Origin of the sequence: Hongsoonwoonella zoysiae, from assembly GCF_013266695.1 — a bacterium.
In the GTDB taxonomy this organism is placed as follows: Bacteria; Pseudomonadota; Alphaproteobacteria; order Rhizobiales; family Stappiaceae; genus Hongsoonwoonella; species Hongsoonwoonella zoysiae.
On the sequence record NZ_JABRXF010000001.1, the window covers coordinates 1,008,457 to 1,021,073 of the forward strand.

At 64.0% G+C, this 12,617-nt stretch carries 9 protein-coding genes; 7 read left to right on the top strand and 2 right to left on the bottom strand.

Annotation, left to right across the window (positions count from 1 at the left end):
• The first annotated feature begins 56 nt into the window (after positions 1 to 56).
• The 5 genes from HPQ64_RS20335 (at position 57) to HPQ64_RS04690 (ending at position 7,929) form a co-directional block, all read left to right on the top strand.
• A complete protein-coding gene (locus tag HPQ64_RS20335; RefSeq protein WP_246270292.1) occupies positions 57 to 923 on the top strand; it encodes an ImuA family protein in 867 nt (288 codons plus the stop codon).
• Positions 871 to 2,451, top strand: coding sequence for a Y-family DNA polymerase (locus tag HPQ64_RS04675; protein ID WP_246270531.1), 1,581 nt, complete (start codon positions 871 to 873; stop codon positions 2,449 to 2,451). The genes HPQ64_RS20335 and HPQ64_RS04675 overlap by 53 nt, the downstream gene beginning before the upstream one ends.
• A gap of 5 nt (positions 2,452 to 2,456) precedes the next feature.
• On the top strand, positions 2,457 to 5,786 hold the full coding sequence (locus HPQ64_RS04680) for an error-prone DNA polymerase (protein WP_172887185.1): 3,330 nt from the start codon (positions 2,457 to 2,459) through the stop codon (positions 5,784 to 5,786).
• Positions 5,787 to 6,012: 226 nt separating this feature from the next.
• A complete protein-coding gene (locus tag HPQ64_RS04685) occupies positions 6,013 to 7,233 on the top strand; it encodes an argininosuccinate synthase (RefSeq protein WP_172887186.1) in 1,221 nt (406 codons plus the stop codon).
• Positions 7,234 to 7,239: 6 nt separating this feature from the next.
• Complete coding sequence (locus HPQ64_RS04690; RefSeq protein ID WP_172887187.1) at positions 7,240 to 7,929, top strand: hypothetical protein; 690 nt, start codon at positions 7,240 to 7,242, stop codon at positions 7,927 to 7,929.
• A gap of 7 nt (positions 7,930 to 7,936) precedes the next feature.
• Here the strand turns inward: HPQ64_RS04690 and HPQ64_RS04695 are convergent, their stop codons facing one another.
• The gene (locus HPQ64_RS04695) at positions 7,937 to 8,974 is read right to left on the bottom strand and encodes a GlxA family transcriptional regulator (protein ID WP_425483793.1); all 1,038 of its coding nucleotides are present in this window, start codon (positions 8,972 to 8,974) and stop codon (positions 7,937 to 7,939) included.
• 118 nt (positions 8,975 to 9,092) lie between these two features.
• On the opposite strand from HPQ64_RS04695, the gene HPQ64_RS04700 reads away from it, so the two are divergent.
• Entirely contained in the window at positions 9,093 to 10,181 is a 1,089-nt protein-coding gene (locus HPQ64_RS04700; protein ID WP_172887189.1) for a class I SAM-dependent methyltransferase, read from the top strand.
• A 27-nt stretch (positions 10,182 to 10,208) separates the two neighbouring features.
• On the opposite strand, the gene HPQ64_RS04705 is transcribed toward HPQ64_RS04700, so the two are convergent.
• Positions 10,209 to 11,069 (bottom strand): polyprenyl synthetase family protein, encoded by an 861-nt coding sequence (locus tag HPQ64_RS04705; RefSeq protein ID WP_172888510.1) that lies wholly within the window; start codon positions 11,067 to 11,069, stop codon positions 10,209 to 10,211.
• 240 nt (positions 11,070 to 11,309) lie between these two features.
• Between HPQ64_RS04705 and HPQ64_RS04710 the strand changes: the two genes are divergently transcribed.
• Complete coding sequence (locus HPQ64_RS04710) at positions 11,310 to 12,593, top strand: SAM-dependent methyltransferase (protein ID WP_172887190.1); 1,284 nt, start codon at positions 11,310 to 11,312, stop codon at positions 12,591 to 12,593.
• Positions 12,594 to 12,617: the final 24 nt, after the last annotated feature.

The window sequence follows — 12,617 nt, forward strand, 5'->3', positions numbered from 1 at the left end:
ATGGCGGAATCAATAAGAACATAACAGGAACAAACAGCATAGCGATTGCCGTGGACATGCCCATCCCGGAACGGACGGATATTGCCGAACTGCGCCGCCGCATCGCGGCGATCGAGGGTCGCCCCGCCCTCAAGGCGCAGTTCGCGCCGGCCCCTGCCGACGCCGCAATGACGCAGGGGCCGGCACGTCTTCCCACAGGGGTGGATGGTTTCGACCGCCTGTTCGCGCAGCCGGGGCTCTGCCGCGGGACGCTGCATGAGATAACGGCTGCCGAGACCCGGACGGCGGGCGCGCTTTCCGGCTTTGCCGCGGGCCTCCTGAGCCTGTTGTCGCGGGAGCGGGAGGGCGATCTGCTTTGGGTCGCCGATCCGCAGGCGATGCGCGAGGCCGGCACGCCGTTTGCCGCCGGGCTTGCCGAATTCGGCCTCGATCCGGCGCGCATCCTGCTGGTGACGCCAAGGCGGGTCGAGGATGCGCTCTGGGCACTGGAGGAGGGGGCGAGGTCGCGGGCAATCCTCGCCGTTGCCGGAGAGGTGCATGGCGCGCCGAAAGCGCTCGACCTTACGGCGACGCGAAGGCTTGCGCTGAAGGCGCAGTCGAGCGGGACGACGGTGTTCCTGCTGCGTCATGCAAGCCCCGGAGACCCGACGGCGGCAACGACCCGCCTGTGTGTTTCGCCGCGCATTCGTCCCCGCGTGGCAGGTGCGGGCCGCGCGCGGCCGGTCGCACGGCCGGGCTGGCGTGTGCTGGTTGCCAAGAACCGGGACGGGCGGCCCGGCGAGGTGGAGTTGGAGTGGGATCATGCGCGCCGCAGCTTCGTCACGCCAGCGGATCTTGAGCCTCTGGTTTCCGACACTCCCGACCGACCGGTTGGAGCGCCGGCAGGCGGGCAGGTCGTGGCGTTCGCCAGATCGTTTCCATGACAGGAACTCGGTTGATGCCGAGGCGCGCCCACGCGCGATCTCCGGCCGTATCCGCAATGCCGAGCGCATTTACGCCCTGAACGCGGCTGCCGTGAAGCTTGGCCTGAGAAAGGGCGAGGCGCTGGCCGATGCGCGCGCGCGCATTCCTTCCCTTTTTGTCGAGGAGGCGGACGAGGCTGCGGATGCCGCTCTTCTCGCCGCCCTTGCCGACTGGTGCGACCGTTATACGCCGCTCGTTGCGCTTGACGGGGCGGACGGTCTTTTGCTCGACATCACCGGCTGTGCGCATCTTTTCGCAAAGGACGGCGAAGACGGCGAAGCGGCGCTTGCCGCCGACTGCACCTCGCGCCTCGGTACCCAGGGGTTCTCGGTGCGTATCGGCATCGCCGACACGGTCGGTGCGGCATGGGCCGTTGCCCGTTTCCCCGTGAATGGAGCGGGCGCTCCTGTCACGATTGTTCCGCCGGGTGGCGCGCGCGAGGCGATAGCCCCTCTGCCGCTCGCCGCCCTGCGCCTGGAAGAGGATGCGGGCGCCCGGCTGGAGCGGGTCGGGCTGAAGCGCGTGGAAGACGTTCTGGGCCGCCCCCGCGCGCCGCTCGCTGCGCGGTTCGGCACCGGCCTCATCCGCCGTCTCGACCAGGCGCTGGGGGGTGAGGATGAGCCGATCTCCCCGCGTCTGGCCGCACCTGCGCTTGCCGCCGAGCGGCGTTTCTTCGAACCTGTTTCGCGCACTGAAGATGTGAAGGGCGTCCTCCTTTCCCTTGCCCGGCAGTTGGCGGGTGCGCTGGAGCGGCGCGGTGAGGGCGGACGGGCCTTCGAGCTTGCGCTTTTCCGCGTCGACGGGGTGGTCAGCCGCGTCATGGTGGGGACCAGCCGGCCGTTGCGCACGCCTGAGCGCGTGCTTTCGCTTTTCAGCGAAAAGCTCGGCAATCTCGGCGACGAGCTTGACGCCGGCTTCGGTTTCGATCTCATCCGCCTCGGCGTGATCGAGGCGCAGCGCGAGGATCCGTCCCAGGCCGATATGGCCGGGGGAGATGCTCTTGAAGACGATCTCGCCGATCTTGTCGACAGGCTGGGGGCAAGGCTCGGCCTCGCGCGCGTCGCCCGCTTCCTGCCTTGCGACCGGCATCTGCCGGAAGCGCGTCAGGCGCTCGTGCCCGCCGCGACGGTGCGTGACGATGTGCTCGTCTGGTCGGGCGAGGCGCCCGACGGCGAGGATATGCCGCTTGTCCGCCCCTTGAGGCTCATCGATCCGCCGGAGCCGGTCGAGGCGATCGCCATGGTGCCGGAAGGCCCTCCTTTAAGGTTTCGCTGGCGCAAGGCGCTTTACGAGGTTGCGGCATCCGAGGGGCCGGAGCGCATCGCCCCGCCGTGGTGGCCGGGCGGGCACGGCGGGGACAGCCTCTTCACGCGGGATTATTTCCGCGTCGAGGATGAGGCCGGGCGGCACTTCTGGCTTTACCGCGAGGGGCTTTACGAGCGGGAAACGGAGGCGCCGCGCTGGTATCTGCAAGGGCTGTTCGGGTGAGCGCCATGGCTTACGCGGAACTTTGCGCTGCGACGAATTTCTCCTTCCTGCGCGGGGCCTCGCACCCGGAGGAGATGGTGTCGCGCGCCGCCGAACTGGGGCTTGCCGGGATCGGCATTTGCGACCGCAATTCGCTTGCCGGCGTGGTGCGCGCGCATATGGCGGCGAAGGAAGCGGGCCTTGCCTTCGTCGTCGGCTGCAGGCTGTCTTTCGTCGATGGAACGCCCGGTATTCTCGCCTGGCCGTGCGACCGCGAGGCCTACGGGCGCCTGACCCGGCTTCTCACCGTCGGCAACCGGCGCGCGCCCAAGGGCGAGTGCCATCTTGCGCTCGACGATCTTCTTGCCTGGGGCGAGGGGATGGTCCTTGCGCCCCTGCCAGTCCCGGAAGAAGACGCGGCCCTGCCGGCCCTGCTCGGAAGGCTGACGGAGCGCTTCGGCAAGGCCGTGCGGCTTGCCGTTCATCTGGGTTACGGCGCTTTCGACCAAAGGCGGCTTGCGCGTCTTGGGAAGATCGCCGGGGCGGGCGGGGTGCCGCTCATGGCGACCAACGATGTGCTCTACCATGTGCCCGGGCGTCGCCCCTTGCAGGATGTCATCACCTGCATCCGCCTGCATGAAACGCTGGAAACTGCGGGGCGAAAACTCCAGGCGAATGCCGAGCGCCATCTGAAGGGCGAGGCGGAAATGCTTCGCCTCTTCCGCGAGGCGCCGCGCGCTGTCGCCGAAACCATGCGGGTCATGCGGGAGGTCGATTTCTCCCTCGACGAGCTCAGGTACGAATACCCGGACGAATCCTGGGGCGGGCGGGTCGATCCGCAGGCCGAGCTTGAGCGTCTTGCGCGCGAAGGGGCGAGGCGCCGCTATCCCGGCGGCGTGCCGGAAAAGGTTTCGCGCGCCATCGACCACGAGCTCAAGCTCGTCGCGGAGCTTGAATACGCGCCCTATTTCCTGACCGTCCATGACATCGTCTGCTTCGCACGCTCGCGCGGCATCCTTTGCCAGGGGCGCGGCTCGGCGGCGAATTCGGTCGTCTGCTTCTGCCTCGGCATCACCGAGGTCGACCCGGAGCGCGCAGACCTTCTTTTCGAGCGTTTCATCTCGCCGGAGCGGCGCGAGCCGCCGGATATCGACGTCGATTTCGAGCATGAGCGGCGCGAGGAGGTGATCCAGTACATCTACGAAAAATACGGGCGCGAGCGCGCGGGTCTCGCCGCCACCGTGATCACCTATCGCTCGCGCTCCGCCGTGCGCGAGGTCGGCAAGGTGTTCGGCCTGAGCGAGGATGTGCTCTCGCGCATCTCCGGCACGATCTGGGGCTGGTCGTCGGGCGGCGTCGCGGAAAAGGAACTGAAGGAAGCCGGCCTCGATCCGGCCGATGCGCGCCTTGCCAGCGTGGCTAGGCTTTCGAAGGAAATCATCGGCTTTCCAAGGCATCTTTCGCAGCACGTCGGCGGCTTCGTCATCACACGCGGGCGGCTTGATGAGGTCGTGCCGGTGATGAATGCCGCGATGGAGGACCGCACCAACATCGAATGGGACAAGGACGACCTTGAATCGCTCGGCATGCTGAAGATCGACGTGCTGGCTCTCGGCATGCTGACGGCGGTGAGAAAAGCGCTCGATCTTTTACGGGATCACTACGGCGAGGATTATTCCGTCGCCACGATCCCGCCGGAGGAGGGGCAAGTCTACGACATGCTGTGCCGGGCGGATTCCGTCGGCGTTTTCCAGGTGGAAAGCCGGGCGCAGATGACCATGCTGCCGCGCTTGAAACCGCGCAATTTCTACGATCTCGTCATCGAGGTGGCGATCGTGCGTCCCGGCCCGATCCAGGGCGACATGGTGCACCCTTATCTGCGCCGCCGGCAGGGGCTGGAAAAGGTCACCTACCCGAAAAAGGAACTGGAGGAGGTTCTCGGCAAGACCAAGGGGGTGCCGCTTTTCCAGGAACAGGCCATGAAGATTGCCATCGTCGCGGCGGGCTTCACGCCGGGCGAGGCCGACCGCCTGCGCCGGGCCATGGCGACCTTCAAGCGGGTCGGCACCATCGGCACCTTCCAGACGAAGATGATCGAGGGCATGATCGCCAACGGATATGAGCGCGATTTCGCCGAGCGCTGCTTCCGCCAGATCGAGGGTTTCGGCGAATACGGCTTTCCCGAAAGCCACGCGGCAAGCTTCGCGCTGCTCGTCTATGCCTCGGCCTGGATAAAGGCGCGCTATCCGGATGTCTTCCTGGCCGGGCTTTTGAACGCGCAGCCGCTCGGCTTCTACGCTCCGGCGCAGCTTGTGCGCGATGCCCGCGAGCATGGCGTGGAGGTGCGCGAGGTCGACATCAACCTGTCGGACTGGGACGCGACGCTTGAGCCGGGCGTGCGCGCGGCCGGGCGCCTGCATCCCGTTCATGCCGAAATGCGTGCCACGGTGAAAAGCGACAAGGCGGTGCGCCTCGGCTTCCGGCAGGTGAAAGGCCTCAGACAGGAGGATATGCGCCGCCTCGTGGAAAATCGCGGGCGCGGTTACGATTCCGTGCGCGATCTCTGGCTGCGCTCGAACCTGTCGCGCTCCGTTATCGAGCGGCTGGCGGAGGCGGACGCCTTTCGCTCTCTCGGGCTGGACCGGCGGGCTGCACTTTGGGCGGCGCAGGGGCTTGAGGAAGGCAGCACCCTGCAGCGCCTGCCGCTGTTCGACAAGGCGGCTCTTGGCGATTTGCGCAAGGAGCCCGATGCCGATCTGCCGCCGATGCCGCCGGGCGAGCATGTCGTGGCCGACTACCGCACGCTGACGCTGTCGCTGAAGGCGCATCCGGCGTCCTTCGTGCGCCCGAAGCTGGATGCCATGCGGGTTCTGCGCTGCGAAGGCTTGCGGACCATGCGCAACAACCACTGGACGAGCGTTGCCGGCCTGGTGCTGGTGCGCCAGCGCCCGGGCACGGCAAGCGGCGTCATCTTCATGACCATCGAGGACGAGACGGGAATTGCCAATGTGGTCGTCTGGCCGAAGGTGTTCGAGCGGTTCCGCGCCGTCGTTCTCGGCGCGCGGTTCATCAGGGTTTCCGGCAAGGTGCAGTCGGATCAGGGCGTGATCCACGTGATCGCCAACCGGCTGGAGGATGCGACACCCCTGCTTTCGGCCCTCTCGGAAGATGCGCTTTGCGACGAAGGCCTTGCCCGGGCCGATGAGGTGAAGCACCCCGTTCCCGAGCAGCGCCACAAGGTGCGCCCCGCCGCAACGCTTGTGAAACTCATGCAGGACGTGCCGGAAATCGCAGCCGACGTGGAAGGATTGCGCGGTGCGCGCGCCGCCATGCCCAAGGGGCGCAACTTCCATTAGAGCATGTCCCCCAAAAGTGGGAACCGGTTTCGGGACAAGGACATGCGAACTATCAAATAGATGGAGCGCGTCCGGTGAGTCCGATTAAACAAGACGCGCTCTAAACGCCACGCACGGCGATTTCGCCGAACTGCACACTTGCGTTGCCGCCACGTCCCGCTAGATTGCGCCGAATTCCGCAAAACCGGCTCAAGAAACACAAACGCACGCGATCGGACGAAGGCAAATGGCGCAAGGTGACATCAAGAAGGTCGTGCTCGCCTACTCGGGCGGCCTCGATACCTCCATCATTCTCAAGTGGCTGCAGACGGAATACGGTTGCGAGGTCGTGACCTTCACCGCCGATCTCGGCCAGGGCGAGGAGCTGGAGCCCGCCCGCAAGAAGGCGGAGATGCTCGGCATCAAGGAAATCTACATCGACGACCTGCGCGAGGAATTCATCCGCGATTTCGTCTTCCCGATGTTCCGCGCCAATGCCGTCTATGAAGGCGTCTACCTGCTCGGCACGTCCATCGCCCGTCCGCTGATTTCCAAGCGGCTGATCGAGATCGCCCATGAAACCGGGGCCGATGCCATCGCCCATGGCGCGACCGGCAAGGGCAACGATCAGGTGCGCTTCGAACTGTCTGCCTATGCGCTCGATCCCGACATCAAGGTGATCGCGCCCTGGCGCGACTGGACCTTCAAGTCGCGGACCGACCTGATCGACTTCGCCGAAAAGCACCAGATCCCGGTGCCGAAGGACAAGCGCGGCGAAGCGCCGTTCTCCGTCGATGCCAACATGCTGCACTCCTCGTCCGAGGGCAAAGTGCTTGAAGACCCCTGGGAAGAGCCGCCCCATTACGTCTTCCAGCGCACGATCGATCCGATGGAGGCGCCCGACCAACCGACGGAAATCACCATCGGCTTTGAAAAGGGTGACGCGGTTTCGCTCAACGGCGAGAAGCTGTCTCCGGCAACGCTCTTCGCGAAGCTCAACGACTATGGCCGCGACAACGGCATCGGCCGGCTCGACCTCGTCGAAAACCGCTTCGTCGGCATGAAGTCGCGCGGCGTTTACGAAACGCCCGGCGGCACGATCCTGCTCGATGCGCATCGCGCCATGGAATCGATCACGCTCGACCGGGGTGCGGCCCACCTCAAGGACGAGCTGATGCCGCGTTACGCGGAGCTGATTTACAACGGCTTCTGGTTCTCGCCGGAGCGCGAGATGCTGCAGGCGGCGATCGACAAGAGCCAGGAAAAGGTGACCGGCGAGGTGCGCCTGAAGCTCTACAAGGGCAATGTCATCGTCGTCGGGCGCCAGTCGCCCTATTCGCTCTATTCGGAAGAGCTCGTCACTTTCGAGGACGACCACGGCGCCTACGACCAGAAGGACGCCGCTGGTTTCATCCGCCTGAACGCCCTGCGCTTGCGCACGCTCGCCAAGCGCGACAAGCGCGGCTGAAGCGTCATGGATATCGCGCGGGCGACGGCGCTTTCAAAAGCCCTTGCTCGCGCGGGTTTTCTCGGGCTCGGCGGGTTTCATCCGCAGCCTGAAGATGGCGTGCCGGATGCGGCAGGCGGAATGCCGACGCGAACCCTGCTCCTGATCGGCAGCGCCGGACCGGCGCTCTTCCAGCTTTTTGAAAAATCGCCCGAAGCATCTGACGGCGTGCCCGATCCTCTCGACCGGTATACCGCAAGGGTTCTGCGCAAGATCGCCGGGGACTTTGGCTTCGGCGTCGTCTTTCCTTTCGACGGCCCGCCGTGGCACCCGTTCCAGCAATGGGCGATGAAGGCCGGTGGCTTCTCCCCATCGCCGATGGGTGTTCTGGCGCATGAGACCTATGGCCCCTGGGCGGGGTTTCGCGCCGCATTCCTGTCGCCGGAGGTTTTCGGGACATTCGAGTTGAACGGAAAACCCGGCCCTTGCGAAACATGCCGGGACAAGCCCTGCCTTTCCGCCTGCCCAGCCGGGGCGCTGTCGGCTGAAGCGGGTTATGACGTGCCCCGTTGCCGGGATCATCTGGCAAGAAACCCGGAAGCCGATTGCTTTTCCGGTTGCCTCGCCCGGCGCGCCTGCCCGTTCGGTCGGGAATTCCTTCAATCGCCGGGTCAGGCGAAGTTCCACATGACCGCCTTTTTGAACGGTATCGGCTAATCCGCGATCATTCCGCAGCGTCCAGGCGCTGGACGATCGTCTGGTAGCGACGGCGGTATCGTGAAGGCGTGACGCCCGTCATGCGTTTGAAGAGCTTCCGGAAGAAGGCGGGGTCCTCGTAGCCGACCTCATAGGCGATCGCATCCGCCGGCAGGTCGCCCGTCTCCAGCATCTGCTTGGCTTCCTCGATCCTCAGTGTTTGAACGTAGTCGACGGGAGAATAACCGGTTACCTGCTTGAAGCGCCGCTTGAAGGTGCGTTCGGCAAGGCCCGAACGGCGAACCATCTCGGCGACCGGGTGAGGCTTTTGATAATTGTCGGCCAGCCAGCCCTGCGCCTCGGTGACGACGGCATCCCCGTCCGCGCGCGGGCGGATGAAAGCGGAATAAGGAAGCTGGCCTTCCGAATGATCGCCGAGAAGGAAGATTTTCGCCGTCCTGATCGCCTCTTCCCGCCCGCAATAGCGTGCGATGAGATAAAGCGCGAGGTCGATCCAGGACGATGCGCCGCCGCTCGTCACCACGCCATGCGCTTCGCCTGAGTGAACGAGTATGCGTTCGGGCCGCAGACAGACGTTCGGGTAGCAAGTCTCCATCATGCCCGCCGCCGCCCAATGCGTTGTCGCTTCGTGTCCGTCCAGCAGCCCTGCCTCGGCGAGCAGGAGCGAGCCGGTGCACACCGATGAGACGAGTGCGCCGCCTTCGTGCATGCGGCGGATGAAGGCGACGGCCTCCGGCCAGCGCCCCCGAGGGTCCATTCCCGAGACGATATCAAGGTCGGTGGCAATGAGGATATCGGAGCTTTCTATGTCGTCGAAAGCGGCATGCGGGGAAATGGGAATACCCATTCCGGATTTAACCACACCGCCCGTCTGCGCGACGATTCGGACGCCAAAGCCGGGGTGAGGTTCGCCTTCGCCGGTTACCGCCGGCCATGCAAGACCGACCGACGACAGCACCTCGAACAGCGAAAACAGGGCCGCCGGGGTCGTTTCCGGCAGGGCGATAAGGCAGACCGACACGGGCGTTCGAGCAATGCGCTGCACCGGATTCATCCTCCCGATTGGCACGATCGGCCCGATTATGTCCCGATCGGCACTCAACCGCCATGGCGTTTGCAAGCAAGGTCCGTCCGCATTCGACAACGACGAACGGAGACCCGCCATGTCACTTGCACTGGACCAATTCGAGCCGAAAGAAACCGTTGCCGCAGAAGCCTTTGCGGATCGTATCGGCGAGATTCTGAACCACGGCGCGCTGGCCGTCATGATCTCCATCGGCCACAAAACCCGCCTTTTCGACACGCTTGCCGGGCTGCCTGCCTCAACGAGCACCGAGATCGCCGATGCCGCCAGCCTCAATGAACGCTACGTCCGGGAATGGCTTGCCGCCATGGTGACGGGTGGTGTTGTTTCCTACGAGCCGGCATCGAAGACCTACCGCCTGCCCGCCAGCCGCGCGGCTTCGATCACCCGCTCCGGGGAGCTTGGCAACTTGGCCGTCTACGCCCAGACGATCGCGCTGCTCGGTCAAGTGGAGGAACGCATCATCGATTGCTTCGCAACTGGTGAAGGCACGTCCTACTCCGACTATCCGTGCTTTCATGACTTCATGGCCGAGGACAGCGGGCAGACGGTCGTCGCGCAGATCGATGGACTTCTCGATACGTTGGCGCCGGATCTGAAAAGCCGCCTCGCCAACGGTATCGACGTTCTCGACGCAGGCTGCGGACGCGGCCTCGCCCTGATCGAACTGGCAAGGCGCTATCCCGAAAGCCGGTTCGTCGGATACGATCTGTGCGGGGATGCGATCGCATTCGCCAAGACGGAAGCGCGTTCGAAAGGCCTTGAGAACATTCATTTCGAGAAACGGGATCTATCGAGCTATGACGAAAAGGAGCGCTACGATTTCATCGCCAGCTTCGATGCGGTGCATGATCAGAAAGACCCGGCCGCGCTTGTCCGTTCGCTCCATGATGCGCTCAAGCCCGGCGGTATCTATCTGATGCAGGACATCGCCGGTTCGGCGAGACTTGAGAACAATCTCGATTTCCCAATGGCCGCGTTTCTCTATACCGTCTCGTGCTGCCATTGCATGCCTGTCTCGCTTGGGCAGGGCGGTGAAGGGCTCGGGACGATGTGGGGCTGGGAAACGGCGAAACGAACGCTGGAAGAGGCCGGGTTCGCGTCGATCGAAAAGCACGTCTTCGATCACGACCCGCTCAATGTCTGGTTCGTCAGCCGGAAGAATTAGAGTGTGAAGGCGCTGCGTCTGAACCCGTCAGGCGCGGCGCTCCGCCACAAAATGCGCAACCGCCGAGAGCCTTGCGCCTTTCTCGCCGAGCGGAGACAGAAGGCTATCCGCCTCGCTGACAAGTTCCTTAAGCGCGTTGCGCGTCCAGTCGACGCCTTTGAGGGCGACGAGCGTTGCCTTTCCCGCCGCAATATCCTTGCCGGCGGTTTTGCCAAGCGTCACGGAATCGCCTTCAACGTCGAGAAGGTCGTCGGCAAGCTGAAATCCGAGACCGATCAATTCGCCGAAACGCGTCATGCGGGCGACATCATCCGGCCTGGCATCCGCGAGACTTGCGCCTGCGCGCGTTGCGTAGCGGATCAGGGCTCCTGTCTTCATTGACTGCAAGGTTCGGATCTCGTCCTCGCTTCTCGCGCGATTTTCCGATTCCAGATCGAGCATCTGCCCCCCCGCCATGCCCCCAAGCCCCGCCGCGCGGGCGAGATCCCGCGAAAGCGCAAGCCGCTTGCCGGCATCGGCGTGGACTTCTTCATCCGCTATCAGGTCGAAAGCGATGGTCAGCAGGGCATCGCCGGCCAGGATCGCGGTCGCCTCGTCGAAGGTCTTGTGCACGGTCGGGCGGCCGCGCCGCATGTCGTCATCGTCCATCGCCGGCAGGTCATCATGCACCAGAGAATAGCAATGGACGCATTCAAGGGCGGCAGCTGCCGTCAGCACGCCGTGGTCGGACCGTCCGAAGGCTCTTGCCGTCTCGATCATGAGGAGAGGGCGAAGCCGCTTGCCGCCGCCGAGTGCCGCGTGACGCATCGCCTCGACGAGCCTTGCGGGCCGTTCACGCTCGCCATCATGCGGCCGGGCGTCAAGTACCGCATCCAGCCGCCTGTTCATGGTGCTTGCGGTGGCTTCGAAGAGGGATTCGAGATCGATCGTCAATTTTCACCGTCCGGATCGCGGATCGTCATTGCTGTCTCAGTGATATGAAATTTCGCGGACGTCAACAGCGCCGCCCGGTTGTGGTTCGGGAATCGTACTGGAAGGCGAATTGCCTTTACGATAAGCGTCTTAAGGTTGCCATACGCATCATTTCGCCTCTATCTTAGCGGAAACTCGAATGGGGACTCCGCGACCATGTGGTTATTGGCGAACCTGTTGCGCAGCTTCGTGAAACGCGGCCGGCTCAGAGTATTCGATGCTGATGGCGAGTTGCATGAGTTCGGACCGGGAACAAACGGTCCGACGGCAACCGTCCGGCTGCACGACCGGAAGCTTGCCTATACCTTGTTCCTCAACCCCGAACTCTACGCTCCGGAAGCCTATATGGACGACCGGCTCACGCTGGAAGACGGGACCACCATTTACGACCTGCTTTACCTGCATTCCGTCAATCTGGATGGCCTGTACGGCCACCCGATCCAGACCGCGCTGCACAGGCTCTGGATGGTCTTTCGCCGCCATCAGCAGAAGAACGACGTCGACCGGGCAAAAAAGCAAGCGCGTCATCACTACGACCTGAACACGGATTTCTATCGTCTGTTCCTCGATGACGGCCTTAATTATTCCTGCGCCTATTTCAACGATCCGGAGGACAGCCTGGAGGATGCGCAGGCGTTGAAGCTGGCGCGCCTCGTCGACAAGATGGCGATCGAACCGGGGATGAAAGTGCTCGAAATCGGCGGCGGTTGGGGCTCGCTCGCGATAGAGATGGCCAGGGCCGGCGCGCATGTCACCTCGCTCAACGTTTCTCCGGAGCAGGTGGCGATTGCCGAAGAACGCGTGAGGGACGCTGGCGTCGACGGACGTGTGAACTTCGTTCTAAAGGATTACCGGGAGTTTGAGGGCCAGTTCGAAAGGGTGATATCCGTCGGAATGATGGAGCATGTCGGCATCGGCCACCTTGAGGAATACTTCAGGAAAGTGAAGGAGGTGCTCGCTCCCGGCGGGCATGCCGTCATTCATTCCATCGGGCGCAGTTCTCCCCCGGGAACGACCAGTCCCTTCATACGCAAATATATTTTCCCCGGAGGTTATGTCCCGGCGCTGTCGGAAACCTTCGCCGCGTTGGAGCGGCTCGGCATATGGGTGTCCGACGTCGAGATCCTGAGGCTGCACTACTACTATACGCTGCGGCACTGGCGCCGGCGCTTCGAGAAGAACCGGGAAAAGGCGCGACAGATCTACGATGAGCGCTTCTGCCGGATGTGGGAAACATACCTGATAGGCGCGGAACTGAGTTTTCTCAACGACACGCATATGGTCTTCCAACTGATTCTTTCGAATGAGCGCGATGCAATCCCGATCGTGCGGCGAACCTACGTCGGAGATGAGCCGGTCGTGGCCGGCGTGCCGAAGGAGCGGGGGGCTCGCCGCCTCAGGCCGCAGCCCCTTCCGGCACAATCTCCCCCCACGGACTAATCGCGATAAAACGCTTGATCCTTC

Bases quoted from the DNA above. Each gene is read 5' to 3' on its own strand.
- HPQ64_RS04705 (WP_172888510.1), bottom strand. From the start codon at position 11,069: ATGAACAGGCGGCTGGATGCGGTACTTGACGCCCGGCCGCATGATGGC.
- HPQ64_RS20335 (WP_246270292.1), top strand. From the start codon at position 57: ATGCCCATCCCGGAACGGACGGATATTGCCGAACTGCGCCGCCGCATC.
- HPQ64_RS04680 (WP_172887185.1), top strand. From the start codon at position 2,457: ATGGCTTACGCGGAACTTTGCGCTGCGACGAATTTCTCCTTCCTGCGC.
- HPQ64_RS04700 (WP_172887189.1), top strand. From the start codon at position 9,093: ATGTCACTTGCACTGGACCAATTCGAGCCGAAAGAAACCGTTGCCGCA.
- HPQ64_RS04690 (WP_172887187.1), top strand. From the start codon at position 7,240: ATGGATATCGCGCGGGCGACGGCGCTTTCAAAAGCCCTTGCTCGCGCG.
- HPQ64_RS04685 (WP_172887186.1), top strand. From the start codon at position 6,013: ATGGCGCAAGGTGACATCAAGAAGGTCGTGCTCGCCTACTCGGGCGGC.
- HPQ64_RS04710 (WP_172887190.1), top strand. From the start codon at position 11,310: ATGTGGTTATTGGCGAACCTGTTGCGCAGCTTCGTGAAACGCGGCCGG.